Raw genomic sequence first — 25,382 nt, 5'->3', positions numbered from 1 at the left:
GAAAAATCGGATCGATCGCCGGCTCAGTCGTCGGTCGCGACGTCGGCTTCGTCGACGTCGACGGAGGTCGCCTCTTCTTCGGCGACTTCGTCGGGGTGAGCCTCGAGGGTCGTCTTCTGTATCTCGACGCGGCGAAGCGGGTAGATCGTCTTGGCCTCGCCGTAGATCGCCGAGGAGAGTCGTCCCTCGACGACGCCGTCGATGAGCTCCTCGAAGGTGCGGTCCTCGGCGGCCTCCTCGATCATCCGGACCATCGTCTCGCGGATGGCCTTCTCCTGGCTCGCGTCGGCCTTCTTCGTGGTGAAGGCGACGGGCTGGATCTGGACGCGGTAGTCGTCCGTCGTGAGGACGGTGACGTACGCCTCGATCTTCGAGGCGCCGCGGCGGACGAGCGAGCGCAGGTAGTCACGGGTCAGGGAGTGTTCCGTGAACTCCGTGTACGCGGCGTCGCTGCCGACGTCGGTCACCTTGAAGGTGAGCTTCGTGTTGTTCTCGCTGGCGTTGTTCGTGAGTTCGCCGAGCGTGGTCTCGATCGTCCGATCGTAGACTTTCTCCGGTTCGTCAGCGGGGGTCTCGCCGAGCTCCTGCCGGTCGAACTGCTCCGGCGCGAGCACGGTGTACCACCGCTTCTCCTGTTTCGCACGTGAAACTGATCGTTCACTCATTGTTGGGTTGATCTGTCGTGGACGCCTCGACACCCGCGCTCTCGCGTTCCTGACTCGTGCTCGCGCACGTGTCCGCGCCGTCGCGGGCGTCTGCGTCCGGTGTGTTGGTCGTCTGCTGTACCACTTCCGCTGCGACCTCGAGGTTCACCACGTAGTCGTCGACCGTCGAGTGGAGCCCGCCGGTCGTCTCGCGTTCGATCCGCGTCACGACCGCGTCTTCGTCGGCGTCAACCGCCGTCGTCATCTCGTCGGTGTTGTCCGGCTCGGTCGCCGCCGCGACCGTCGCGGGATCGGCGTGCGTCGTCCGGATCGTCGCGCGCCGCATCATAGGTGCTCCCTCACGGTGTCGACGAGCGTCGTTTCGTCCACTTCCGACCCGTATTGCAGGTAGCCACGCCGGCGGCCAGCGTCGTACTCGACGCCGGCCGCCCCGTCGCCCGCTCGCGCGTCGGCGAGCGCTCGAGCGATCGCCTCGAACTGCGTCGCGAGCGACCGGGGCTCGGACGAGGCGACGGCCGCCTCGCCATCGCCGACCGCGAGTGCGAGCGGCTCGGGCGATCGGAACGCCGCGGCGAGTCGCGCCACGGTTTCGACCGGTCCTCCGTCGACGTCGACGACGAACAGGCCGTCGTACCGGCGGGTCGCCGCCGTCGACAGCGCCTCGTGGCTCTCTCTGCCGTGGGCTCGCCAGACGTCGAGCGCGGACTCGCGGGCGTCGTGGCCCATCGCCAGTGCGACGCCGGTTCCGGGATCGAGTTGTGCGGTCGCGGCGAGAACGTCGGCGTAGCCGCCGACGGTCTCGAACGCGCTCTCCGGCGCCGCGTACGGCCGGAGGAACCGACCGACCGACACCGCCGCCCGTTCGGTCGCGTCCTCGGCCCCGACGACGTCGAGGGCGACGAGCGAGCCGACGGTGCGGTGTGCGTCGTCGTCGAGTTCGTCGTCGAGAGCCACCGTCGAGAGCGCCTCCCGGGTCGCCTCCGGCGAGCCCGACCACGGCGCGCGACACCGCGTCGAGTGTGCGAGGCCGTCGACCGGGTCCGCCGTCGGCACGGCGACGCCGGGGCGTCGCTCGAGACGACCCGTCTCGCGGGCGCGCTCGAGGAGCCACTCGGTCTCCCCCGCGCCGGGTTCGACGCCGGCGGCGACCGCGCCGGCCAGTGCGAGCACCGGGTCCGGCGCGACCTCGAGTTCGGTCGCGAGCGCACACGCCGCGAGCGCGGCGGGGCGGTCGTCCGACTCGAGTTCCGGAACGTCGGCGTCGGTCGAACCGATCGCGAGCGTCACCTCGTCGGCGCCGCCGTCGGCGACGCGAGCGGTCCGTTCGCGGACCGTCCGGCCGACGCTGAACTGGAACGGCGTCTCACGCTCAGTGAGCGCGCCGGCGAGGATGCCGCCCGCCGCCAGCGCGTCCGCGTCCGCCCGCGTCACGAGCCGAACGAAGCCGGCGCTCTCGAGGGTCGCGGCGAGGTCGTCGGCAGCGTGGGTCGGTGCGGGCATGGGGTGGTCGACGGCGGTGTGATTACTCCTCGAGCAGCTGCTTTGCGACGTCGTAGGAGTAGGTGAACTCGGGGTCGAGTTCGTTGCCGCGGTAGTAGTTCACCAGGCGGCGCACCTTCGACTCGGTGTTCTGTAAGGCGCGCTTGTTCTGGTAGTCCTGGCCGTTCTCCTGGACGTGCTCGCGAAGGCGGACCGCGCGCTCCATCAGGTTCCAGAGGTCCTCTGGGAGCTCCGGCTTGGCGTCGTTCTCCTCGAGAATCTGGGTGACCTTCTTCCCGGTCGCCAGAGAGACGTCGGGAACGGGCGTTCCCGTCACGCCCTCGTCGCGCAGTTTGATCCCGATCTGACTCGGGTCGTAGCCCTGCTCTGCCAGTTCGACGACCCGTTCTTCTACCTTCTCGGGGTCGACGTCGCTCCACTCCGGTGGTTCGTCTGCCGCCGGTCTGTCCGAACCGGACGTTCCGCGGCGGCGGGTGTGCATTCGTGCCATTGTGAGGATAGGAATCGCACTGACCGCGACGTGTAAATCCGGCTCTCGCCGGGTTGCACTTCCGCAATCCCGAGCCGTCCAACCGGACGGCGATGTCAGATTTGCGGCCGTGCGCTTCCCACGCGGTCTTGTTCGCTTCGCGACTAAAGGGTTTCTACCTCGACTCGAGGGCGTGTGGCGCGATAGCGTGGACTCGCGTAATTCGAGGGGTTTATCTATTCCCGACGGAAACTCCTGACTGCAGTGCGGGCTCGTAGATCAGTGGTAGATCACTCCCTTGGCATGGGAGAGGCCCCGGGTTCAAATCCCGGCGAGTCCACTTCCTTTCGCTCGTTTCACTCGCTTCAGTCAGTGTCCTCGCCGTACCTCGCAAACCCTCGGTTTGCTCAGTCCCGGCGAGTCCACGGCTCTCGAACGGCCCGAGAACGGACGACCCGCGTGACTCGTCCTCGAGTCCCGTCCTCGAGACCGGACGCGGCACAGTGAACGTCACCGGGAGTAGAAACTCCGGCACGGGGGACGTTCAGACGGAGTCGCACGGTCGCTTTTTGCCGTCCGGACCCTCGCGGTTGACGATGAGCGATGATCCCTCTCGAGACGACGAGGCGTCGGAACGACCGGCGGACCAGCGCGACGGCGTCCACCGGCGACGCTTCGCCGGGTTCGTCGGCTCACTGCCCGCGTTCGGTGGCGTGTGGCGACACCTCGAGGGGAGAGTCGGTATCGACCGCGTCACCTCCGGGGCGCCGAACGCGACCGCAGACCGCGACGACGGCGAGAACGCGATCGTCGAGGAGAACCGCCGATCCGGGAATCGAGGGTGGGAGCCGCGGCGGCTGGGAGACGATATCGACGTCCCGAACGACCACCCGGTGCTGGCGTACACGACGGCGGTCTCCATCGAACCCGGAGAGCCCCTCGAGGTCTGCGTCCACGCCGAGGAGCCGTACGACCTCGAGGTGTACCGGCTGGGCTGGTACGGCGGGGAGGGCGGTCGGCTGGTGGCGGCGAACTCGAGCGACGAACGGCGACAGCCGGCGTTCGACGTCGACGAGGAGTACCGAATGGTGCGGTGTGACTGGACGGTGACGGACGAAATCTCGGCGACCGACGACTGGGTGACCGGACTCTACTACGCCCGGGTCGAGAGCGATGCGGGCGCCTACGCCCACCCGTTCGTGGTTCGAAATCCGGCTCCCGCAGCCGAGATCGCGGTACAGCTTCCCGTTGCGACCCAGCAGGCGTACAACGGCTGGGGGGACTGGTCGCTGTACGGCCACGTCACCCGCCCCCGCGGCAACATCGGGACCGCCGTCTCCCACGACCGCCCGTATCGGATTCCGTTCTCCCGCCACCTGAACTACGCGACGCACCTCCTCAGGTGGCTCGAGCGCGAGGGCTACGACGTCGAGTACTGCTGCGATCTGGACGTCCACCGCGAGCCCGAACGGCTCCGCGAGTACGCCCTCGCGATCAGCGCGGGCCACGACGAGTACTGGTCCGTCCCCCAGTACGACGCGTTCATGGACGCCCGCGAGGCTGGCGTCGATCTCGCCTTTCTGGGCGCTAACATCGCGTTCTGGCGCATCGGATACGAGGACGACGGGCGCTACTTCGTCTGCGAGAAGGACGAAGACGAGGACCTGTTCCGGAACGTCGGACGACCCGAAGCCGCGTTGAAGGGGATGGCGAGTTTCGGCTACGCCGAGGGGGAGTTCCCCGACCTGCGCGTCGACCGGGACGGCCTCGAGCACCCCTGGTTCGACGACACCGGCTTCAGGGAGGATACGACGCCGGTCGAGGGCGTCGTCGGCCACGAGTGGTCGTGGGTCCAGGCCGACGAGGAGCCCGACGACTACGTCCGGTTCTTCTACTTCGAGGGCGAGGAGGGGAGAGAGCCGGAACTGGGCGGTATCCAGCCCTGCGACGTGATCGCCTTCGAGGCCGAGTCCGTGGCGACGGCGTTTCACTGCGGAACCCTCGCCTGGACCTGGCGGCTGGATCCCGACTCGAGCTGGGACCCCCAGAACCCGCGACGGCCGATGGGGCGCGGGGAGCCGGGTTCGGCGCTACTCGAGCCCGACCCGCGGCTCCAAGCGTTCCAAGCGAACGCACTCGAGGGACTCCTCGACAGCGAGGCGTCGCTCGTCGACGACTAGAGGTAGCCGTTCTCGAGCAACAGCTCCCCGTTCAGGACGCTCGCCCCGGCGGCTCCCCGAACCGTGTTGTGGGCGAGACAGTTGTACTGGAGGCCGAACGTCGACTCCCGGAGGCCGCCGGCGGAGATCGCCATCCCGTCGCCCAGCGTGCGGTCCAGCCGCGGCTGCGGGCGGTCGGGGTCGTCGAAGACGCGAATCAAGGGGTCGGGCGACGAGCGAAGGTCCAGGGAGGGGTACTCCCGCATCGCGGCGGCGGCGTCTTCGGGCGAGAGGTCGTCTGCGGCTTCGACCCAGACGTTCTCGAGGTGGCCGTCGATCGTCGGGATCCGGTTACAGGAGGCCGCCACCTCGACCTCGTTCTCGCGGATCTCGGCGCCGTCGAACTCGCCGAGGAGCCGTCGAGATTCGGTCTCGAGTTTCTCCTCCTCGCTGCCAATGTGGGGGATGGCGTTGTCGATGATCTCCATCGAACTGACGCCGTCGTAGCCCGCTCCCGACACCGCCTGCAGGGTGGCGACGTGGACCCGCTCGAGCCGGTATCCGGCCTCGGCGAGGGCGGCGAGCGTGGGAACGAACGTGATCGTCGAGCAGTTCGGATTCTTCACGAGGGCGCCGTCCCACCCGCGCTCGTCGCGCTGGACCTCGAGGAGGTCGAGGTGGTCGGCGTTGACCTCGGGGATCACGAGCGGGACGTCGGCGGCCATCCGCGCGTTCGAGGAGTTCGAGGAGACGACGTAGCCCGCTTCGCAGAAGTCCGGTTCGACCCGCGCGCCGACGCTCGAGGGGAGCGAGGAGAACAGCAGGTCCACGTCATCGGGGATCGACCCCGGTTCGGTGGCGCCGACGGTCATCGTCGCCACGTCGTCCGGGATCGGGGTGTTCAGGCGCCACTTCGCCGCGGTGCGGTACGGTTCGCCCGCGCTGTCCTCGCTCGCGGTCAGGGCCGCGATCTCGAAGTCGGGGTGGGGGTCGAGGAGTTCGATCAGTCGCTGTCCGACGGCGCCGGTCGCGCCGAGAACGCCAACTCGTACTGCCATTGGCGGCCCTCGGAACCGGGCGAGCAAAACGGTTTGGGTGACGTCACGGTTTGCGCGGGATCGGGGATCTCGCGTCGGCCCACGACGTTACGAGTGGACAGCCCCGCCGCTCGCGGCGGGGGGTCGAGGCCGGAGAACTCGTCCGTTCAGGCGGGGACCTGCGCGCCCTTCTTGCGGGTGACGTACCCCGCGACGCGGTTGCGCACGCCCTTCGATTCGATGTTGGTGAGCTTCGCGACGCTGTCTTTGTTCTGTTCGAAGTCGGTCGTGAACGCGTCCGGGTACCGCTCCAGGAGGAGGTTCCCGGTCTTTTTGACGTAGGCCGGTTTGATTGCCATGGGGGGAGCTATCTTCCAGAGGGCCTTAATAGACACCATTTCCCTCGAGAGCCGCCCCGCCGGCGAGGCGACGCTCGCGGCGGCCCACCGGTCGAAACCCGCCCACCGGGGGCGGCGTCTATCGGTTACGCGTCGTGGGTCGGGTCCGTCTCGGTGACGCGGTCCGACTCCGACACCCCGAGCGCGGACGCGATCTGCCTCGCGAACCCCGCCTCGAGGACGACCGTCACGAGGATGGCGAGGAACACCGTCCCGAGCAGGACGTCCGCACCCGCGGGGTCCGAGGGGGGCGCGTCCGTCCGCAGCCGAATCGCGAACAGGGTCGCCACCGAGGCGGGGATGATCCCCCGCGGACCGATCGCGCTGACGAACAGGCGCTCGCGGGTCGTGAATCCGCAGCCGACCGTCGAGACGAAGACGAGCAGCGGACGGAGCGCGAGCATCAAGACGGCGACCACGGCGAGTCCGGCCACCCCGAGGGCCGCGAGTTCGGCGAACTCGAGCAGCGCCGCGAGCGTGATGAAGACGAACGAGAGGACGAGCACCGTCACGTCCCGTTTGAACTGCCCGATGCTCTCCTGGTGGGGCAACTCGAGGTTCCCCAGGACGAACCCCGCGGTCGCCGCGGCGGCGATACCGGCCTCCGAGAACACCGAGTCGGCCGTCGCGAACGCGACGACCGCGCCGGCCAGGACGAGCAACCGGGCCACCTGCGGTGCCGCGTCCGCGGAGAGGCCGACCCGCGTGAGGAGGAGCCAGACGGCGCCCGCGATCACCAGGCCCACGAGGATCCCCGTTCCGAGGCGTTCGCCGAACAGGAGGAGGTACCCCTCGGGCGACAGCTCGCGGGCCGTCATCCCCTTGAAGAGGACGATCGCGAGGATCGCGGCGGTGACGTCGTTGACGATCCCCTCGGTCTCGAGGGTCGTCGCGACCTCCTCGCGGACGGAGACCACCGAGAGGATCGGCGTGACCACCGTCGGCCCGGTCGCGACCAGCAGCGCGCCGACGAGGAGCGCGATCTCCCAGTCCGCCCCCAGGAGGAGTCGGACCGTCACCGCGGTCCCGACGAACGCCATCGCCGCGCCGACCGTGACCAGTCGACCGACCGCCTTCGTGGCACCGCGAACGGCGTCGTACTCGAGGCGGAACGCGCCCTCGAAGACGATGATCGCGACGCTGACGCCGACGATGGTCGAGAGGGCGTCCCCGTAAGTGTCAGGCGTGATGAGACCGATGCCCTCGGGGCCGACGGCGATGCCCGCGACGATGAGAAACAGCACGCTCGGGACGCGGTACTTCGCGGCGAGGAACTGGGCCGTGACGCCCAGACCGACGACGGCCGCGACCAGCGCGATGAGGTCGAGTTCGACGTGAATCGACACCGTTTCACCGACCTCCCGACCGCCGCGCGCCGCCTCGCTTCTGGGGTATCACAGCCGACATGAAACGCGTACTACCACTTCCAGCGGTAAAATCCTCTACCCACGCCGACGGCCGCCGGGAGCTACAGCCACTCGTACTCGCCCACGGCGTCCGGCTCCCACTCCGAGTACCGACGCACCCGCGAGAGCGCCTCCCGCTCGCGCGGCCCCCCCGTTCGATCGACGACCGAGGCGCAGTGACCGAGGCGCCCGCGGAGAACGTCCCGGTCGTAGCCCGTCACGCCGAGGCGCGAGGCCGCGACGGTCGCCTCGATTACGGCGCCGAAGCCACGGTTGATCGTCGGCACCGTCTCCCGCTCGACGCTCGCCTCGAGCGGCTCGACCGTCCAGGCTTCCCATCGCGTTCCGCCATCGGTTCCGGAATCGATCCGCGTCGCGCGGACGCGGGCCCACCCGTCCGCGGAGTCGAGTACGGGCTCCTCGAACTCGGTAACCGAGAGGGCGGCGTCGACGAAATCGACGGGGTCGCTCGAGAACTGGACGTACCCCTCGCCTCGCCGGCGGAAGTTCCGGCGGGTTCGGGTGTTCCCCCAGGTTCGGGCAGTGACCGGCTCGCCGGGGAACAGTCCGAGTGCGGCGGCGTTCCACAGCCCGTTCGGACCGAGCGTGGTGACGATCGATTCGGTGACTCTGTCCACTGCGACCGGCCAGTCCGCGGCTTCGTCGGCCGCTTCGATTGACCCGCCACCGTCAGCGTCCCCTTCGGTCGGATCGCCGCTGCCGGTCATAGCTCGACCGCCTCGCGCTCGAGGGCGACGAACAGTCCGGCTGCGACGAGATCGGCCGTCGTTCCGGGGTTGACGCCGCGGTCGACGAGTTCGTCGGCGAACGATTCGACCCGATCGCTGTCGGCGGTCAGCGCTCCCTCCTCGTGGAGTTCCGCGGCGCGGTCGGTCACCTCGCGGGCGACCGCCTCGCCGTGGCGCTTGACGACCAGCGTGTCCGGACGCTCTGCGAGCAACGAGAGGAAGGTTGCGGCGGCGCGAGCCGTCAGCGGCCCCTCCCCGGCGGCGAGTCGCTCGGCCGCCGTGAACGACCGCTCGAAGCCGGTGACCCACTCGCGGGCCACGTCGTCCCCCGGGACCGATCGATCCATCACGTCGAGCAAGGTGAGGCCGCGCTCCTCGAGGGTCGGAACCGCCTCGCTCCCCCGATGAACGTCGAGCGCCTCGAGGTCCTCGGGCGGTTCGCTCACGAAGACGTCGACGTGCTCGAACGCGCGGTAGAAGGCCGCTGCGTCGGCGACGGTCGTCCCCTCGAGCACCGACTCGAGGATCGGCTGGGCGAGGTCCTCGCTCGCCGCGCGGACGAGCGGGACGAGCAACAGGAGCGCGCCGAACTGGGTGTTGCCGCCGCCCTGGTCGGCCATCCCCGCGACGGCCCGCTCGAAGGCGGGACCGACGGCGGCGCCGCTGGCGGCCGACTGGAGACCCGGTCGCGCGCCCACCGCGCCCGCGAGGAAGTGCTCGAATCGGAGATCCGGCAGGTCGCGGTGGCGGTCGACGTTCCCCGGCTTCGGGGTGCCGGCGACCTCGAGCAGGAGCGCGAGTTCCGCGTTCTGGTCGGGCGTTCGCATGCTGTCGGCTCGTGCGTGCCGGACGAACTTAGCAGTAGTCACCGCGGCCGGTTCGGCGAGGTGTCTGTTGCGAGTAGTGCGGGTTTTCAGAGGGACCTGTGAAAAGCGGGTTCAGTACGGGTGAACGATCTACCGCGACGAGTCAAGCTGTGTGCTGCCTTTGTTGGTCGCTCCCTTCGGTCTGTCGTTCGGGATCGCGTGTTCGGCGAGACTCCGCTTGCTGCTCTACTACTCGATGAAATGACGAAATGCGCGGAGTACGTTTTCCCCGTCCGGCGTCAGTGAGACGAATTTTCGTCGGCCCACCTGTTCAATCTCGACGTACCCACGTTCGACGAGCGGTTCGATGACGTGCCGATCCAATAGCCTGTAGTATCCCTTCTGCGACGTTGTCTCTGACCGGACAACGAAGTCGAACTCCTCCTCGAGAGCGAACTCGATCAACTCCTTTTTTGGGACCCCGTGATACCGGCCGTGTGTCTCGGGAGTCGTTCCCGCTTCGATGCGGGCCAAAAACGCGACGTGCGTGTTCGAGGGACGATCGATCGGATACGTCGGGAGTGCGAACACCTCCGCGACCCCGTCGTGCAGCGGCTCGTCCGGAATCTGCTCGCCATCGGGCCCGTAGTCTGGCCGCGCGTAGATCGGCGACGCCCCGGAGGCCATGCAGGCGATCATTCCAGCGATCGCGGTGATCTTGCTGCCGGCCGAGAGGTTCACATAGACATCGTCCGTTTCGTAGTCGGTGATCGCTTTGGTGATCGTGCCGAGCGCGTCGTACAGTTCGAACAGATCGCATTCGCGCCGCTCGAGTTCGATCCGTTCGTTCTGCTCGAGTTCGTCCAACAGCGCCGAGAGAAAGGGAATCTCCTGCTCACTCTCCGCGTATTCGATGGCAACGACCACGTCCGCCTTCCAGTATAAGATCGGTTCCCTCAATCGGGCGTATTCGAAGCCGAGCGGAACGATCTGTACTCGGTTTCGAACGGGAACGTCGCCTGTCATAGTGGTCTGTTCGGCCACACACAGTAAGAAATATCCGTTACTGTCGTCGCTATCGGGTTCAATCGAAGATCTGGAAGCCTACCGCACCGACAGCGACCAGTGCCAGTCCGACGAAACCGAGCCCGTCCAGCGTTTCCCCGAGAAACAACCAGCCGAGTACCGCCACTTGTACCAGCATCGTGTTGTTGATGACGCTCGACTCGGTAGCGGACAGCGTCTGGAGCGTTCGGTTCCAGAGAGTGAACGCAAACGCCGTGTTCACCACCGCTAGCCAGACGATGATCGCCCAACTCTGCGGAGAGAGTGGTGGCAGACCCTGGAGCGCGACGCCGCTCGTGAGTAGTACCCCCGAACCGAAGCCCATACTGACGGTCGTAATTGCGAGTGGAGAAAGCGTTTCGTCGCGGTTGAATCGTCGTCCCAGAACGGACGAGAGCGAGTTCGCAAGGAGGCCGACGATCATAACGGCAAGCCCGAGGAGGGCGGCGGTTCGAAGATCGAACGGATAAAAGTAGACGCTGGCGCCGAGGAGTAGCACCCCGATCCATAGCCACTGTCGAACCGATGGTGGCTCGTCGAGCATCGGAGCCGCAAGGAATGCGACGACAGCGGGCGTAAAGCTCAGAACGAGGCTGACCGTGGCGGCACGGAGGTACTGGAGAGCAGCAAACTGTGCGCCCTGCGTGACGGCATAGAGGAGGAGGCCGAGGAGTAGGAGTGATCCGAGGTCGCGCCAGCCAAGGGTTCGAACCGTCCGATGGTGACCGCGGTGCAGGAAGAGCGGGAGTAACACAGCGGCTGCGAAGGTGTAGCGCAGGCCTGCGAACGTTAGCGCAGGAATCTCGTCGAGCCCGATCGTGATCAGGACGTACGACGACGACCAGAGCAGCGCGACAACCACCGCCTGTGTGACTGCCCACGTATACTCGGACACAACGCCTGATTCACCTGGAGACCGCCCCACTACTCGTAACCACTCGATCATCGTGGAGCGTTTGCGGGACGACAAAAGTAACGATTCGACCGTTACTATCGTAACTATCGCTCGAGATCGACTCTAATCGGCCCCGAAGTGCGTTCTCGAGATCTTCTATGTAACCGCAGATACGACTTTCTGCTGAGAGTACCGTTAGCGATCGCTCGGCAGCCAGAACTCACAAATTATCATCCCTGTGTCCGAACGCACTCGAGACGGAGCGTTACACCTACGACGGGCGAGGAGTTACTCGAGCGGCCGCGCCGGAACGCCGACGACCGTGGTTCCCGGATCGACTGAGGATCGCACTACTGCGCCCGCGCCGACGGTCGCACCTTCGCCGACCGTAACGTCGCCGAGCAGCGTCGCGTTCGCGCCGATGCGGACGCCGTCCTCGACCGTGGGATGGCGCTTGACGGGGCGCTCGCTCATTCCGCCGAGGGTCACCCCGTGGTACATGTGGACGTCGTCGCCGACGACCGCCGTCTCGCCGATGACGACGCCCATTCCGTGATCGATCGTCACCCGTCGCCCGATCGAGGCGGCCGGATGGATCTCGACGCCCGTAGCTCCGCGAACGAAGTGAGCCAGGAATCGCGCGGCAAGTCGGTGGCCGCGGGTCCAGAGGCGGTGGATCAGCCGGTGTGCCCACACGGCGTGCAGACCCGGATAACACAGCAGGACCTCGAGCACCCCTCTCGCCGCCGGATCGCGCTCGCGCATCGCCCGAACGTCCTCGCGAACGCGCCGGATCATCGGCCGTCGCCTCGAGCGGTGCGTTCCGCCGCTGGGGTGTCGCTATCAGACCGGCAGCGCTTGCTACGAGTCGCCATACGGGGATAACGCGCCGCCGGGACAAAAAGCGGCGTTACGGTTCTGCCGCGCTCGGCCGTTCGGCTAGCCGATCGATCGCTCGCCGCACCCGCTCGAGGGCGACCGGATCGTCGCTCGGTCGGCCGACGCTGACCGCGTCGGCGCCGTACGCGAGGTACTCTCGGACCGTCGCCTCGTCGCGGACGCCGTTGTTGGCGATCACGAACAGGTCGGTCGCCTCGACGACGTCGGCGACGACCGCCTCTGAATCCATCGCGTCGACGTGGACGTAGGACGCCCCGGCGGCCTCGAGCGCCACACACAGCGAGGGGAGGTCGACCCCCGGAACCTCCGTGCGGACCTTCGCGCCGACGGTCGCGCCCGTTTCGGCGGCGGCCCCGACGTACCGACAGAGCCGTTCCGTATCCCGGAGCAGGGTCTCGCCGCAGCCGACCGCACGGAGTTCGTCCTGGCGGCAGTGGGCGTTGATCTCGAGGAGGGCGCCCCGGTCGCGACAGATCCGCGCCGCCTCGGGGATCGGCTCGAGGGTCGCGCTGCGGACGTTGAACCCCGCGCGGAGCGGGGCGTCCTCGAGCGCGGCGAGCTCCCGATCCACGAACGCGAGCGGATCGCCGGGGAGGAACTCGTCGCGTCCGCGAGCCACGAGTTTTCGGGCCGCGTCGCGGGCGGCCGCGTCGAGGGCGATCCCGCCGAGGATCGCGCCGCCGGCGTGCTCGCTCCCCGCGAGCGCCCACTCGGCGTCCGACTGGCCGCTGAGGCTCGCGAGGAGCAGTGGTGGCTCGAACATGATCAGACGAGGTCGAGGGCGTCGGTGACGGCGCGGACGACTCGAGCGGCGTCTTCGCTGCCGTCGATCCTGATATCCGTTCGTACCGTCGGGCGGTCGAACTCGGTGTCGTCGCGCTCGTCGATCACGAACGCGTCGGCGAACGGGTAGGCGTCCGCGAGTCCCGCCGTGCTCGGCTCGGCGCCGACGGCAGCCATGAGGGCGGCGACCGGACCGGAGAACGGGTCCGCCCCGACGAACGGCGAGACGGCGACGACCGTCGTTTCCTCGAGCGCGTCTTCGAACGCGGGCATCGACAGCATCGGGCCGATGCTCGTGACGGGGTTCGAGGGGCCGATAACGACGGTGTCCGACAGCGCCTCGAGCACGCCCGGAGCGGGCTCAGCGTCCGACGACCCGCGGAACTCGACGCTCTCGACGGTGGGCTCGCCGCGGTGGCCGACCCAGTACTCCTGGAAGTGCATCATCCCCTCGGGCGTGTGGACGAGGCTGGCGACGGGATCGTCGCTCATCGGCAGGAGGTCGACCGACAGCCCGAAGCCGTCGGCGAGTCGGCGGGTCGCCTCCGAGAGGCTGTGACCCGCGTCGAGCAGGCTCGTTCGCGTGATGTGGACCGCCCGGTCCCGGTCGCCGATCGTCATGAACTCCGCGATCCCCGAGAACCGCCGCCAGCGCGAGAGTTCGCGGCCAGCGGTCTGTCGGTCGTCGGGGAGGTACTGCGGACCCCCGGGAAGGCCGGCCCGCTCGGCGATCTCCATCAGTGCCGCGTTCGTCCGATGGGTATCCTCCTCGATCCCCCACCACCGCTCGCGGTCGAGAACCTCGCCGCCCTGGAACAGCAGCGTGTCGACGTCGGGCGAGACGAACAACCCGCCGAGTTCGAGGTCGTCGCCGGTGTTCGCGACGACCGTCGTCTCCGCCGGCGAAAACGCGACCTCCACCCCGTCTAGCAGCTTCGGCGTGCCGGTCCCCCCCGAGAGAAACGTAACCATGTCCCCCAGTCGGCGCGGGGGCACTTAATCAGTTGTGACCTGTCCCGATCGACTCTCTCGAGTCCGTTACTCGCCGATCCAGTCGGCGAAACTCCCCTCGAGCAGCGTCTCGCGCTGGCGGTCGACGTAGCGCCGCTGCATCGCCGAGATCGCGTCCTCGAGGCTCGAACCGGCCTCGACGCGACTCGAGACCTCCCGGTACTTCCAGCGGGCGGGCGTCACGCGCTGGCGGACCCGCCTGCGGAGGGGGTAGAGGTATCTGGCCGCCTCCTCCTCGGTGAGCCCGCGGTTCGTGAGGCCGTCTTCGGCGTGTGCGAGCAGGTCCTCGAAGAGGCGCTCGCGGTCGGTCGTCTCCTGGCCGTCGTTCGTGATCCAGGCCAGGTTCGCCGTCAACCCCTCGCGCATGGCCGCGTAGAAGTTCTCCCGGGCGATCTCCCAATCGAGTTCGACGACCGGGTGCTCGAGCCTGACGAGGCTCTCGAGGAGGCCGGCGAAGGCGGCCTGGAAGGCGATCGAGTCCCGGACGGTGGGCTGGGCGGCGATGGGGCGGAACTCGATGCGGGCGTTCGCGGCCGAGCGGGTCGAGCCGTCGAACACCGGCCTGACCCAGCGCCAGTACGTGCCGTGTTTGCGACGGAAGTGTCTGAACTGATCGTCGAAACGGTCGCTGCCGGCGACCGGCATCGGGACGAGCGTGTCGTCGTCGGCGATCCGCCTGACGGCCTCGGCGACGGACTCGAGGTCGCGCGGAAATCGAACCTTTCCGGCGCCGGTCGCGGGGGCGTTCAGCACCGTCTCGAAGACGCTGATTCGGTGTTCCATCCACGCCTCGCGCAGGACGTCCTCGGCGGTCGCGTCCTCGTCGTACAGATCCGGCGGGAAAAAAGGCGAGTTGACGCCGAGGGCGAGCAGGGGGCCGGCGACCCGCAGCGCGTAGTTGAAGTACGTCGGGAGGTCAGCGGCGTGTGGCACCTGGTAGTGGGGTTGAATCGAGGTGATGAGGCTCTCGGGCAGCACCGTGTCGGCTTCGAGGGAGACGTTCGGGGCGTCGATCCGCATCCCGGCGGCGCGGGAGCGATCGGCGTTCGCCATCGCGTGATAGCGCGCGGAGTCGCTCATGTTCGTGGCGATGCGGACGGAGCGCCCGTCGTCGGCGCCCGGAACGCGCTGTTCGATGCTGTCGGTGAGGTAGTCTCGGGCGCGCTCGCCGTCCGGCGGAATCGTCCAGAGCCCGTCGCTGACGAGGCGCATCCCCTCCGTCTTCGTCACGTTCAGGGCGGTCTGGAGCCGGGCTTTCACTTCGGACTCCTGTGCCTGCAGCCCGTAGGCCGAGAGCGGCTGCGGGCTCGTGGTCATCTCGGCGTTGTGGAGGCCGAGTTCCTTCTCGAAGCCGATCAACTCGAGCAGCCTCCGAGGAACCCGCATCAGAGCGCCGCTGTCCTCGTCGACCGCGTAAAACTCGTACTCGAAGCCGACGATCGCTTGCGGGTTGTCGAACGCGCCCTCCTCGATCGCGTCGACGATCACCTCGGCGTCGGCTTCCGCTCGCTCGCGAAACTCCCCGGCGTCGACCGACAGCGCCTCCTCGATTCGCGCCGCGAGTCGTTCGTCTGCCATGGCGACAGTGGCACACGGAACGCCTTGAATGGTCTGTTTGCCCACCCCAACGACGTCCGGCCGTCGGCGAGTGCGACGGTCTGTCCGTCCGCCGTCCTTCGTTCTCGAATTCGTTTCGATCCATCAAATGTTGCGAAAGTATAAGTTCCTGTACAGCAGAGACGTTTACAGATACGGCGATGGTAATTGTAAGCAGAAATCAGCGTTTTCTCGCCCCCGTCTCGAACCCACCGGTTGCCGGGAACGCCCGCGATCAGGCCGATCGGGACCAGTCGGGAGCGAGCGGCAGTCGTGTTCCGGGCACTACTCGAGATCCGGGTCGGTGCTCGCTTCGTTTCCACGGGTGGAGCCGATGAGCGACGGTGATTGCGGACCGGAGTCGAACGACGCGGGTGACGACGGGAGCGAGGTACGGATCGGAAGGTCCGTTTCACGGTGTCCTCGCTGTGACTCGCCGATCACGGCCGTCTCGATCATCGGGCCGGACGACCAGTTCGTCTCCCCGTGCGGGTGTCGGCTCACGCCCGGACAGATCGAACGCCTGTAGACCGAACCCCCGGCTCTCACACACCGCGTCGAACGCGAACGCTTAACGGCGGTCGGTCGCCTACGCCAGCCCGATGGAGTTCGCCACGTTCGCCGCCCGCGCCGGAGAGATCGACGCCGAAGACGCCGACCTCGAGATCGTCGACCTGGTCAGCGACCTGCTCGTGGCGGCGGGAGACGCGCCCGCGGGCGACCGGGACGAACTCGAGATCGTCTCCCGGTTCGTCCAGGGACGGGTGTTTCCGGCGTGGGAGCAGACGACGCTCGATATCGGTCCGAGCGCGTGCTACGAGGCGATCGCTCGAGCGGCCGGACGGAACGTAACGGCCGCGGACGTCGAGGACCGTCTCGCCGAGGTCGGCGAGATCGGGGCGGTCGCGGCCAGCTACGAGTTCGGCGGCCAGCGCGGCCTCGGCGCGTTCGGCGCGGGTAACGGCGTCGACGATCTCACCGTCGCCGAGGTCGCCGACACGCTCGAGGCGGTCGCCGCTGCGGAGGGGGCGGGCAGCCAGGATCGGAAGGTCGACCTCCTCTTCGGGCTGTTCAACCGGTGTGAGAGCGAGGAAGCCCGCTACCTCGCCCGGCTCGTCCTCTCGGAGATGCGAATCGGCGTCGGCGAGGGGACGGTTCGGGACGCGGTCGCGGACGCTTTCGGCGTTCCCGCCGAAGACGTCGAACGCGCACTGCAGGTGTCGAACGATTACGGGCGCGTCGCTCGAGTCGCGCGCGAGGCGGGGCTCGAGGGGCTCGCCGAAATGGACCTCGAGGTCGGACGGCCGGTACAGGCGATGCTCGCCCAGGCGGGAACCGTCACCGACGCGCTCGCCGACTGGGAAACGGCCGCCGTGGAGTGGAAGTACGACGGCGCCCGAGTCCAGTTACACCACGATCCGACGGGGGAGACGCGGCTCTTCTCGCGGAACATGGAGGACGTTACGAACGCCCTTCCGGAGATCGTCGAGTTCGCCGAGGAGACCCTCGAGACGACGGCGATTCTCGACGGCGAAGTGGTCGCGGTTGACGACGGCGGCGAGCCCCTGCCGTTTCAGAACGTGCTGCGCCGGTTCCGGCGGAAACACGACGTCGCCAGGGCCCGCGAGGACGTCACCGTCCGGCCGGCCTTCTTCGACTGCCTGCACGCCGACGGCGAGGACTACCTCGAGCGGCCGCTGACCGAGCGCCACGACCGCCTCGAGGCGCTGCTCGCTGACGGCGAGACGGCCCCGGAGGCGGTCGAGGGCCTCTCGTTGCTCTGGCTCACCGACGACGCCGACGAGATCGAGGCGATCGACGCGGACGCGCTCGAGGCCGGCCACGAGGGGATCATGCTCAAAGACCCCGGCTCGACGTACTCGCCGGGTCGGCGCGGCAAGCACTGGCGCAAGCGCAAACCCGACGTCGAAACCCTCGACTGCGTCGTGACGGGCGCGGAGTGGGGCGAGGGGCGCCGCGCAACGTACCTCGGCACCTTCGAGCTCTCGGTGCGAACCGACGACGGGTTCGAACCGGTCGGCAAGGTCGCCACCGGGATCACCGACGAGCGGCTGGCAGAGCTGACGGAGCTGCTCGAGCCGCACATTTTGGCCCAGGACGGCCAGGAGGTCGACCTCGAGCCGGCGGTCGTCTTCGAGGTCGGCTACGAGGAGATCCAGCGCTCGCCCACCTACAGTTCGGGTTTCGCCCTGCGGTTCCCGCGATTTCTCGCGGTCCGAGACGACAAGGAGCCGGCGGATGCGGACAGCCTCGAGCGCGTCCGGACGCTGCGGTCGTAGCGCGGACGTTCGGCGGGGCCGCCACGCGCGTCGACCGAGGTAACTACCCTTAAGAGTCGCGGCGAGAACCTGTGGAACATGAAACCGCGCGATCTGTCCGATCACGTCGCCTACCAGGCGGGTCGGGGTATCGAGGAAGTCGCCCGCGAACTCGGACGCGACCCCTCGGAGTTCGTCAAACTCGCCTCGAACGAGAACCCGCACGGGCCGGCCCCGGCGGCGGTGACCGAGCTCCGGGAGGCCGCCCCGGGCGTCAGTTCGTATCCGAAGTCGACCCACGCTGACCTCACGGCCGCCATCGCCGACCGCTGGGACGTCGACTCCGAACAGGTGTGGCTCGCAAACGGCGGCGACGGCGCGCTCGACTACCTCTCGCGGGCGACGATCGAGCCCGACGACCGGGTGCTCGTTCCGACGCCGGGATTCGCCTACTACGGAATGAGCGCCCGCTTTCACCACGGCGAGGTCGCCGAGTACGAGCTCTCCCGCGAGGACGACTTCGCCCAGACCGCCGACGCGGTGCTCTCCGCCCACGACGGCGAGCGGATCGTCTACCTCACAAGTCCGCACAACCCGTCGGGGTCGACGATTCCGCTTCCCGAGATCGAGACGATCGCCCGCGAGACCGACGAGGAAACCCTGGTCGTCGTCGACGAGGCCTACGGCGAGTTCGCCGACGTCGACAGCGCCGTCTCGGTGCTCGAGGGGCGAAACGGCTTCGAGTCTCGAGACGACGTCGCCGTCGTCCGGACGTTCTCGAAGGCCTACGGCCTCGCCGGCCTTAGGCTAGGGTACGCTGTCGTTCCCGACGAGTGGGCCGACGCCTACGCGCGGGTGAACACCCCCTTCGCTGCGAGCGAACTCGCCTGCCGGGCGGGCCTGGCGGCGCTCGGAGACCGCGAACACGTCGAGCGAACCGTCGAGACCGCGGCCGCCTCGCGGGCGGTCATGCGCGAGGAGATCGAGAGTTACGTCTGGCCGAGCGAGGGGAACTTCGTCCTCGTCGCCGTCGGCGACGCCGCCGCGGTGGCCGGGGCGATGCAAGAGCGGGGCGTCATCGTCCGCGACTGCTCGAGCTTCGGCCTCCCCGGCTGCGTGCGAATCACCTGCGGCACCGAGGCCGAGACGGAGCGCGCCGTCGACACGCTGAACGCGGTGCTGGCCGACGGCATCGGTTCGCCAACGGCGGACGGCGACTCCGCTCGGGGGGTGTCCGAGACGTGAGGCTCGCCGTCACCGGCACGCCCGGCACCGGGAAGACGACCGCGACGGGCGAACTCGAGTCCCGGCCCGGATTCGACCTCGAGGTCGTCCACCTGAACGAACTCGTCGAGGACGACGGACTCTACACCGAGATCGATCCGGAGCGCGACAGCAAGGTGGCCGACCTCGAGGCCCTCGACGAGCGGCTCGCGGGCCGGGAGGACGTCCTGATCGAATCGCACCTCGCACACCACCTCGCGGCCGACCGGGTCGCCGTCCTCCGGTGTGCCCCCGAGGCGCTCGAGGCGAGGCTGCTCGAGCGGGGAGCGAGCGAGCCAAAAGCCCGCGAAAATGCAGAGAGCGAGGCGCTCGACGTGATCCTCGCCGAAGCGGTCGAGGGACACGGCCTCGAGTCGGTGTACGAGATCGACACCACGGATCTCGAGCCCGAAGCAGTCGCGGACGCACTCGAGGCGGTCGTCACGGGCGAGCGCGAACCCGCCGCGGGCGAGGTCGACTTCGTGGGGTACCTGCGATGACCCTGGACAAGCTCAGACCGTACGTCTCGGGCGTTCTCGACCCGTTCGTGGCGGGATTTGACCGGATCGGCATGACCCCCAACGGCGTGAGCGTCCTCGCGTTCGGGATGGCGATCGCCGCGGCGGTCGCGTTCGCCCTCGGCGGGCGGGCTGATCCGGTCTGGTTCGCCGTCGGCGCGGCGCTCGTTTTCTTGAACGGCTGGCTCGACGTCATCGACGGCGCGCTCGCCCGCGAGCAGGGGGTCGCCTCGGCCGGCGGCGACCTGCTCGATCACGTCCTCGACCGGTACGCCGACATCGTCGTCATCGCGGGGCTCGCGGCGGGGATCGGCGACTACCTGCTCGGCTTTCTCGCCGTCACGGGCGTCGTGATGACCTCCTACCTCGGCACCCAGGCCCAGGCGGTCGGCCTCGATCGGGTCTACGGCGGGCTCGTCGGCCGGGCCGACCGGCTGGCGATCATCGGCGTCGTCGGCTTTCTGGCGTTTCCCTTCTCGGGAACGTACGCCGGCTTCACGCTGGTCGGCTGGCTGCTCGTCTTCCTCGCGGTGATCGGCCACGTCACCGCCGCGCAGCGCTTTTTCTACGCCTGGGCCGCCCTCGACTGACGGGGTTTGCCACCGCGCCGCATCCTTTATCACTCGCCGGGATATAGATTCGGCCATGGTTCAGTGCGAGATGTGTGGCGCCGAGACGTCGTCCCCGAAGACCATCAAGGTCGAGGGCGCGCAACTGGATGTCTGTTCGAACTGTACCGACTTCGGCACGGAAGTCAAACAGTCCTCGGGCTCTAGCACCTCCACGAAGTACTCGACGGATTCGTCGAGTTCGGGCGGCTCCTCGAGTTCCACCACGACGGGGTCGCGGGGTTCGTCGAGTTCGGGCGGCTCGAGCCGCCGCTCGGACATGTTCGACGACATGGACGAGATCGTCACCGACTACGACGACCGGATCCGCAACGCCCGCGAGGAGCGCGACCTCAGCCAGTCAGACCTCGCCAACGAACTCAACGAGAAGGCGAGCCTGATCCGCAAGCTCGAGCGCGGCGACACCCTCCCGAGCGACCGGGTGCAGTCGAAACTCGAGCGGTTCCTCGAGATCGATCTTACCGGCGGCGGCTCGAGCGGGGACACCGAGTGGGAGGGTGGGTCCTCGACGGGCAGCTACACGCTCGGTGACGTCGTCAAGCGCAAGGACTGATACGTAACTGGTTATCGGTGCAACCGCGACCCGTCTGCGGTTGCACCGGAAATGACTTACAGCAGTCCGGATGACTCGCGGAACACGAAACCTATTTCTTTCGAGCGAGCACCGGTGGCGGTATGTTCGTCCTCGTCAACCTGAAGACGTACCCGTGCGATCCGATCGCCGTCGCCGAGGCAGCCCGCGACGTCGACGAGACCGCAGACGCCCGCATCGCGGTCGCCCCGCAGGCGGTCCACCTCGAGGCCGTCGCCGATACGGGCGTCGAGACCTGGGCCCAGCACGTCGATCCGATCGAGTACGGCAGCAACACCGGCCACACGCTCGCCGAATCGGTGGCCGAAGCGGGCGCGATCGGGACGTTGATCAACCATTCCGAGCGCCGGCTGAAGCTCGCCGACGTCGACGGCGCCGTCGAGGCGGCCGATCGGGCCGGCCTCGAGACGGTCGTCTGCGCGAACAACCCCGCCCAGATCGGTGCTGCGGCGGCGCTCGGCCCCGATTCGGTCGCCGTCGAGCCGCCGGAACTCATCGGCACCGGAACGCCGGTGAGTCAGGCCGATCCCGACGTCGTCGAGGACGCGGTCGCGGCCGCCGAAGGCGTCGACGACGGCGTCTCCGTCCTCTGTGGCGCGGGGATCAGCACGGGCGACGACGTCACCGCCGCCCGGGAACTCGGCAGCGAGGGCGTTCTGCTGGCCAGCGGCGTCGCGAAGGCCGACGACCCGAAGGCAGCCCTCGAGGATCTCGTCGCCGATCTCTGAGCGGGGCGGCGACGGCCCGCGAACGGCCCGACAGCTTTTCGGTCCAGCCGACGAACCCGTCCCCATGAGCGACCAGCGACCGATCGGGACCGTCCTCGAGAACCGGCTCATGGGCGAGGGGGTCTACGTCACCGACTGCGAGCGCCGCGGCGACGACCTCGTCCTCGAGTACGAGGTCGTCACGGAGACGCCGGCTATCACCAGCCACGAGGTCGGCACCGTCGTCAGGACGGTTCTCGCCGTCGCGGACGAGCGCGAGGGGTGGGAGCCCGGCGGGCTCGAGGCGACCTCGACGACCACCGACGGCGCCGTTCGGGGCACCTGGCGCGTCGAGGGAGACTGGTTCCGCCGGCTTCACGACGACCTCTCGGAGGTCGAGTTCTCAGAGCGCGTGCTCGGGACGGTCGACCTCGCGGGGGACGGCCAACAGGTACAGTAATAACGCCGTGCCGTCTGGGTGGAACGTATGGCCGGAGAGCACGTCTTCGTCTCCCACGCCCAGCGCGACCTCGAGTTCGTCCAGGAGCTGTTCTCGACGGTCAAGAACTTCCCGTTCGGCGTCCACATCGCCCTCGAGGAGGCCGACTCCGAGCGCGCACGCAGGCGTCTCGAGGGGCGAATCGCCAACAGCGACGTGCTGGTCGCGGTCCTGACCGAGCACGCGGCGACCAGCAGCTGGGTCGACCAGGAGGTCGGCTACGCGCTGGCGAAGGGCATTCCGGTGGTGCCGGTGTACGACGACCCGTCGCTTCGGGGCGGCTTTCTCGCCGACCACGAGGGCGTCGAGATCGACCGCGCGGACGTCACGCGGACGATCTTCGAGCTGCTCTCGGCGCTGCGACGGGAACTCGCGCCGCTCGGCGCGCTCTCGGTTCCCGACTGGTACGTCCGGTTCCCGTGTACCGTCCCGGACTGTGGCCACCCCGTCACGCTCACGCTGGAAGAGACCCAGTCGAAACTCCGGAAACGCTCCGAACACGGGCAGCTGCTCGAGACGGCCTGTGAGGTCTGTGATTCGACGTACGCCTTCGAGCCGTCGACGATCGGGTTCGTCCGCCGGACGGGCGGACCCGCGTAGCGTTCACCGGGGCTCGGTCAGCCGATCGTACGCCTCGGTGACGAGCGAGAACGCGGCTCGGCTGCCGCTTTTTCGGTCGGGGTGGGCGCTCTTGACCTCGCGGTGGAACGCCTCGCGGATCTCCTCGTCGCTCGCGTCGGCGTCGACGCCGAGAACGTCCCGCGCCTCGCCGGCGCGCATCTTGACGTCGGTTATCACCCCGTCCCGCTCGGCGGCCGTCTTGCAGTCGCCACAGAGCTTCTCGGTTCGCCCGTCGACCAGCCGAACGCGAAACCGTTCCGTGAACACCCACTCGCGACACTGGCTACACAGGCGTTTCCGGCCGTCGGCCGCCCGTCGGCCGTCACCGGAAGCACCGTCGGTCCCCGTTTCGGACGCCCCCGGCACCTCCTCGAGACAGGACGGACAGCAGGAGACGACGGTGCCGTCCGGGAGAACGGCGTCCTCGAGTCGGTCCCGGAGCACGTCGGCGGTGCAGCCGTCACAGGACCCTCGGCGCTGGTCGAGCGAGTCGGAGCGCCGCGCGGCCGCTCGAGCGTGCGGTTCGCAGGTCGGACAGCAAGCGACGTGCTCGCCGCCGGGCATCGCTACCGCCGTGAGGGTCTCGAGAGAGACGGTTCGCCCGCAACCGTCGCACCTCTCGCGTCGCTCGTCGGCCACAGCCATCAGGTATCGAATATGTATTCCTGATATATTAGTGCTCCCCCGCCGGCGCCTCGGGAACCGGGAGAGCAATGAGGACGGACCCCCGACGTCCGCTATGGAGTTGCGATCACGGACGGTCTGGCCCGCACGCCCGAGGGAGACGCTGTTTCTGGCTGTCGTCGACGTCGGACTGATTGCGCTACTGGTGGTCGGCGGGGTGATCGACCACGGCGGGAATCCCCTCGCCGCGCCGCTGTCGACGGTCGAGACGATCCTTCCGTTCGTCCTCGGCTGGCTCGCGCTGTCCCCTCTCGCGGGCGCCTACCGGGCGGGTATCGGGCGCGACCCCGCTCGAGCGGCCCGCGTCGCGGCCGTCAGCTGGATCGCGGCGGCGAACGTCGGGTTGATCCTGCGGTCGTCACCGCTGTTCGACGGCGGCAGCGGCTGGCCGTTCAACCTCATCATGACCGGGCTCGGCCTGCTTCTCCTGGTCGGCTGGCGAGTCGGATACGCCGCCGTCACCGACTCGAGGTAGCGTTCTCGAGCCGCCATCGGACTCCTGAACGCCCCGCTCTGTTGACCCCCGAAAACGCCTCAGAACCGAGAGAGGTCGGTCGAACCTATTTAGATACACACACGGGAGTTTTTTCCGCGTCCGAAAAGGCGAGTGATTTATAATTATGGTCCGAGACGGGACAGTCAGCGAACTCGTTACGGAGACACCGCCGCAGTCCGGTGGTTTGCGATAGAGACGAGACATTTAACCGGGACCGTTTCCCGATTCAGCATCGAGGTATTCTCATAATTTATCCCCTCCGTATTTCTGCATGAATTCCTCATAAGTTATGAGTATCCCCCGGGCCAAATACAGATTAGAAACCAATCCAGTATCGGCCGATTATGGGAAACACTTATATCCCTATTCGTCATAGTATGAGATAGATTATGGCTGGATATTACGACATTGTTCTTGGGCTTATCCCGGTCGCACTGCTCGGCATCACCGCAGCGCTCACCGTCGTCGGCGTCTCGTTGACGACCGCGGTGCCGATTAGCGCGCTGTTCGCGGTCGCGCTCATGGGCCACGCGATGTTCGTCAACGCACCCGGCAGCACCGTCGAGGAGGCGTCCTCGCCGCGACCGCCGATCAACACCGAGTAAGCTCTCGGCTCTTTTTTCTATCCGGCCCCCCTTCTGGTACGTATGGCCGATCCGCTGTTCCTGTCAAGCGACGACGTTACCGGACTCCTGACCCCCGGCGAGTACGTCGAGGCCGTCAGAGACGGCTACCGCCAGCGCGGCGAGGGTGCTCCGGCGGCGCCGCGACAGACGTTCCTCCGCTCTGACCCCGGCGGCATGTTCACGAGTTACGCCGCGCTCCTCCCCGACTCCGGGGCGATGGGCGGCTACATGTACTCCGCTGGGTTCGGTGCCGGCGACGCCTGGTTCATGGCGCCGCTTTTCGACGCCGAGAGCGGCGAACCGCTCGCGCTCGTCGACGGCGCCAGCATGAACCCGTTCAAGACCGGCGCCGCCGGCGCCGTGGGCGTCGACGCCCTCGCCCCCGAGGACGCCACGACGCTTTCGATCATCGGTAGCGGTCCACAGGCCCGCGGTCAACTCCACGCGACGGCGACCGTCCGCGACTTCGAGGACGTCCGCGTCTACTCGCCGACCCCCGAGAGCCGGACGGCGTTCGCCGAGGAGTTCGACGCGGCACTCGAGGCCTCGGTCTCGGCCGTCGACTCGAGCGCGGCGGCACTCGAGGGGGCGGACGTCGTGATCACCGCGACCACCGCGTCGGACCCCGTCTTCGACGGCGAGAGCCTCGAACCCGGCACGCACGTCACGGCGATGGGTCAGTACCACCCGAAAAAACGCGAACTCGACGCGACGACCATCGAGCGAGCGACGTACGTCCCCGACCTGCGCGAGCGCGTGACTCAGGACGCCGGCTCGTTCATCGCGGCGCTCGAGGCCGGCGCGATCGACGAGGACCACGTCCACGCCGAACTCGGCGAGGTCGTCGCCGGTGAGGCGCCGGGGCGGACGAGTGACGAGGAGATCACCGTCTTCGACAGCGGCGGCACCGGGATCGAGACCGCCGCCGCCGCCCACCGGCTGTACGAGCGCGCGCTCGAGGAGGGCCTCGGAACCGAGCTCCCGTTCGCGCCGGCGAGCGAGGCGCTGACCGGAAAACTGCCGTAGCGC

The 25,382-nt window shown here is 68.1% G+C and carries 29 protein-coding genes and 1 tRNA gene; 14 read left to right on the top strand and 16 right to left on the bottom strand.

Going from position 1 to position 25,382, the window contains the following annotated elements:
- Positions 1–23: 23 nt before the first annotated feature.
- From NMQ11_RS03280 to NMQ11_RS03265, 4 genes are read right to left on the bottom strand one after another with little or no spacing between them, the layout of a single operon-like run.
- Complete coding sequence (locus NMQ11_RS03280) at positions 24–665, bottom strand: 30S ribosomal protein S3ae (protein WP_255169965.1); 642 nt, start codon at positions 663–665, stop codon at positions 24–26.
- Positions 658–993 (bottom strand): KEOPS complex subunit Pcc1, encoded by a 336-nt coding sequence (locus NMQ11_RS03275; protein ID WP_255169964.1) that lies wholly within the window; start codon positions 991–993, stop codon positions 658–660. Before NMQ11_RS03275 ends, NMQ11_RS03280 begins: the two co-directional genes overlap by 8 nt.
- Complete coding sequence (locus NMQ11_RS03270; protein WP_255169963.1) at positions 990–2,165, bottom strand: exonuclease; 1,176 nt, start codon at positions 2,163–2,165, stop codon at positions 990–992. Before NMQ11_RS03270 ends, NMQ11_RS03275 begins: the two co-directional genes overlap by 4 nt.
- 22 nt (positions 2,166–2,187) lie before the next feature.
- A complete protein-coding gene (locus tag NMQ11_RS03265; RefSeq protein ID WP_255169962.1) occupies positions 2,188–2,655 on the bottom strand; it encodes a 30S ribosomal protein S15 in 468 nt (155 codons plus the stop codon).
- Between the two features lie 247 nt (positions 2,656–2,902).
- On the opposite strand from NMQ11_RS03265, the gene NMQ11_RS03260 reads away from it, so the two are divergent.
- Together NMQ11_RS03260 and NMQ11_RS03255 are read left to right on the top strand one after the other, a co-directional pair.
- Positions 2,903–2,974, top strand: a tRNA-Ala gene (locus NMQ11_RS03260).
- Between the two features lie 256 nt (positions 2,975–3,230).
- Positions 3,231–4,814, top strand: a complete 1,584-nt coding sequence (locus tag NMQ11_RS03255) for a N,N-dimethylformamidase beta subunit family domain-containing protein (protein ID WP_255169961.1) — start codon at positions 3,231–3,233, stop codon at positions 4,812–4,814.
- On the opposite strand, the gene asd is transcribed toward NMQ11_RS03255, so the two are convergent.
- The 11 genes from asd to NMQ11_RS03200 all read right to left on the bottom strand — a co-directional run bounded on the left by asd (position 4,811) and on the right by NMQ11_RS03200 (position 15,421).
- Positions 4,811–5,851, bottom strand: a complete 1,041-nt coding sequence (gene asd, locus NMQ11_RS03250; protein WP_255169960.1) for an aspartate-semialdehyde dehydrogenase — start codon at positions 5,849–5,851, stop codon at positions 4,811–4,813. The genes NMQ11_RS03255 and asd overlap by 4 nt on opposite strands.
- A gap of 146 nt (positions 5,852–5,997) precedes the next feature.
- The gene (locus NMQ11_RS03245; protein ID WP_255169959.1) at positions 5,998–6,189 is read right to left on the bottom strand and encodes a 30S ribosomal protein S17e; all 192 of its coding nucleotides are present in this window, start codon (positions 6,187–6,189) and stop codon (positions 5,998–6,000) included.
- A 125-nt stretch (positions 6,190–6,314) separates the two neighbouring features.
- The gene (locus NMQ11_RS03240) at positions 6,315–7,574 is read right to left on the bottom strand and encodes a cation:proton antiporter (RefSeq protein WP_345781464.1); all 1,260 of its coding nucleotides are present in this window, start codon (positions 7,572–7,574) and stop codon (positions 6,315–6,317) included.
- A gap of 122 nt (positions 7,575–7,696) precedes the next feature.
- On the bottom strand, positions 7,697–8,362 hold the full coding sequence (locus NMQ11_RS03235; protein WP_255169958.1) for a DUF447 domain-containing protein: 666 nt from the start codon (positions 8,360–8,362) through the stop codon (positions 7,697–7,699).
- On the bottom strand, positions 8,359–9,210 hold the full coding sequence (locus tag NMQ11_RS03230; protein ID WP_255169957.1) for a triphosphoribosyl-dephospho-CoA synthase: 852 nt from the start codon (positions 9,208–9,210) through the stop codon (positions 8,359–8,361). The genes NMQ11_RS03235 and NMQ11_RS03230 overlap by 4 nt, the downstream gene beginning before the upstream one ends.
- 228 nt (positions 9,211–9,438) lie before the next feature.
- Positions 9,439–10,215, bottom strand: coding sequence for an HFX_2341 family transcriptional regulator domain-containing protein (locus tag NMQ11_RS03225; protein ID WP_255169956.1), 777 nt, complete (start codon positions 10,213–10,215; stop codon positions 9,439–9,441).
- A 58-nt stretch (positions 10,216–10,273) separates the two neighbouring features.
- Positions 10,274–11,149, bottom strand: a complete 876-nt coding sequence (locus tag NMQ11_RS03220; RefSeq protein WP_255169955.1) for a DMT family transporter — start codon at positions 11,147–11,149, stop codon at positions 10,274–10,276.
- 288 nt (positions 11,150–11,437) lie between these two features.
- Positions 11,438–11,947, bottom strand: coding sequence for a serine O-acetyltransferase (gene cysE / locus NMQ11_RS03215; protein ID WP_255169954.1), 510 nt, complete (start codon positions 11,945–11,947; stop codon positions 11,438–11,440).
- 112 nt (positions 11,948–12,059) lie between these two features.
- Positions 12,060–12,812: a tRNA-dihydrouridine synthase gene (locus NMQ11_RS03210; protein ID WP_255169953.1), complete on the bottom strand. Its 753-nt coding sequence runs from the start codon at positions 12,810–12,812 to the stop codon at positions 12,060–12,062.
- A 2-nt stretch (positions 12,813–12,814) separates the two neighbouring features.
- Positions 12,815–13,804, bottom strand: coding sequence for a 2-phospho-L-lactate transferase (cofD, locus tag NMQ11_RS03205; RefSeq protein ID WP_255169952.1), 990 nt, complete (start codon positions 13,802–13,804; stop codon positions 12,815–12,817).
- Between the two features lie 66 nt (positions 13,805–13,870).
- Positions 13,871–15,421 carry a glutamate-cysteine ligase family protein gene (locus NMQ11_RS03200; RefSeq protein WP_255169951.1) on the bottom strand — a complete coding sequence of 517 codons (1,551 nt, stop codon included), beginning with the start codon at positions 15,419–15,421 and terminating at the stop codon, positions 13,871–13,873.
- A gap of 352 nt (positions 15,422–15,773) precedes the next feature.
- Between NMQ11_RS03200 and NMQ11_RS03195 the strand changes: the two genes are divergently transcribed.
- From NMQ11_RS03195 to NMQ11_RS03155, 9 genes are all read left to right on the top strand, one after another.
- On the top strand, positions 15,774–15,968 hold the full coding sequence (locus tag NMQ11_RS03195) for a hypothetical protein (RefSeq protein WP_255169950.1): 195 nt from the start codon (positions 15,774–15,776) through the stop codon (positions 15,966–15,968).
- A 73-nt stretch (positions 15,969–16,041) separates the two neighbouring features.
- The gene (ligA, locus tag NMQ11_RS03190; protein WP_255169949.1) at positions 16,042–17,739 is read left to right on the top strand and encodes an ATP-dependent DNA ligase LigA; all 1,698 of its coding nucleotides are present in this window, start codon (positions 16,042–16,044) and stop codon (positions 17,737–17,739) included.
- A 78-nt stretch (positions 17,740–17,817) separates the two neighbouring features.
- Positions 17,818–18,963 (top strand): histidinol-phosphate transaminase, encoded by a 1,146-nt coding sequence (gene hisC / locus NMQ11_RS03185; RefSeq protein ID WP_255169948.1) that lies wholly within the window; start codon positions 17,818–17,820, stop codon positions 18,961–18,963.
- Positions 18,960–19,481 carry an adenylate kinase family protein gene (locus tag NMQ11_RS03180; RefSeq protein WP_255169947.1) on the top strand — a complete coding sequence of 174 codons (522 nt, stop codon included), beginning with the start codon at positions 18,960–18,962 and terminating at the stop codon, positions 19,479–19,481. Before hisC ends, NMQ11_RS03180 begins: the two co-directional genes overlap by 4 nt.
- Positions 19,478–20,089: a CDP-alcohol phosphatidyltransferase family protein gene (locus tag NMQ11_RS03175; protein ID WP_255169946.1), complete on the top strand. Its 612-nt coding sequence runs from the start codon at positions 19,478–19,480 to the stop codon at positions 20,087–20,089. Before NMQ11_RS03180 ends, NMQ11_RS03175 begins: the two co-directional genes overlap by 4 nt.
- Before the next feature lie 55 nt (positions 20,090–20,144).
- On the top strand, positions 20,145–20,681 hold the full coding sequence (locus NMQ11_RS03170) for a multiprotein bridging factor aMBF1 (RefSeq protein WP_345781463.1): 537 nt from the start codon (positions 20,145–20,147) through the stop codon (positions 20,679–20,681).
- A 122-nt stretch (positions 20,682–20,803) separates the two neighbouring features.
- Positions 20,804–21,448: a triose-phosphate isomerase gene (gene tpiA, locus NMQ11_RS03165; RefSeq protein WP_255169945.1), complete on the top strand. Its 645-nt coding sequence runs from the start codon at positions 20,804–20,806 to the stop codon at positions 21,446–21,448.
- A 64-nt stretch (positions 21,449–21,512) separates the two neighbouring features.
- On the top strand, positions 21,513–21,887 hold the full coding sequence (locus tag NMQ11_RS03160) for a DUF8159 domain-containing protein (RefSeq protein WP_255169944.1): 375 nt from the start codon (positions 21,513–21,515) through the stop codon (positions 21,885–21,887).
- Positions 21,888–21,914: 27 nt separating this feature from the next.
- Entirely contained in the window at positions 21,915–22,526 is a 612-nt protein-coding gene (locus NMQ11_RS03155; protein ID WP_255169943.1) for a toll/interleukin-1 receptor domain-containing protein, read from the top strand.
- Positions 22,527–22,529: 3 nt separating this feature from the next.
- Here the strand turns inward: NMQ11_RS03155 and NMQ11_RS03150 are convergent, their stop codons facing one another.
- On the bottom strand, positions 22,530–23,192 hold the full coding sequence (locus tag NMQ11_RS03150; RefSeq protein ID WP_255169942.1) for a J domain-containing protein: 663 nt from the start codon (positions 23,190–23,192) through the stop codon (positions 22,530–22,532).
- A 94-nt stretch (positions 23,193–23,286) separates the two neighbouring features.
- Here NMQ11_RS03150 and NMQ11_RS03145 point away from each other — a divergent pair, with 94 nt between their 5' ends.
- From NMQ11_RS03145 to NMQ11_RS03135, 3 genes are all read left to right on the top strand, one after another.
- Positions 23,287–23,706 carry a DUF3054 domain-containing protein gene (locus NMQ11_RS03145; RefSeq protein ID WP_255169941.1) on the top strand — a complete coding sequence of 140 codons (420 nt, stop codon included), beginning with the start codon at positions 23,287–23,289 and terminating at the stop codon, positions 23,704–23,706.
- A 410-nt stretch (positions 23,707–24,116) separates the two neighbouring features.
- Positions 24,117–24,332 carry a DUF8015 family protein gene (locus NMQ11_RS03140; protein ID WP_255169940.1) on the top strand — a complete coding sequence of 72 codons (216 nt, stop codon included), beginning with the start codon at positions 24,117–24,119 and terminating at the stop codon, positions 24,330–24,332.
- A 42-nt stretch (positions 24,333–24,374) separates the two neighbouring features.
- Positions 24,375–25,379 carry an ornithine cyclodeaminase family protein gene (locus tag NMQ11_RS03135; protein WP_255169939.1) on the top strand — a complete coding sequence of 335 codons (1,005 nt, stop codon included), beginning with the start codon at positions 24,375–24,377 and terminating at the stop codon, positions 25,377–25,379.
- Positions 25,380–25,382 lie beyond the last annotated feature (3 nt).

The organism is Natrononativus amylolyticus (assembly GCF_024362525.1).
Lineage (GTDB): Archaea > Halobacteriota > Halobacteria > Halobacteriales > Natrialbaceae > Natrononativus > Natrononativus amylolyticus.
This window is presented reverse-complemented; position numbering and strand designations above follow the sequence as displayed.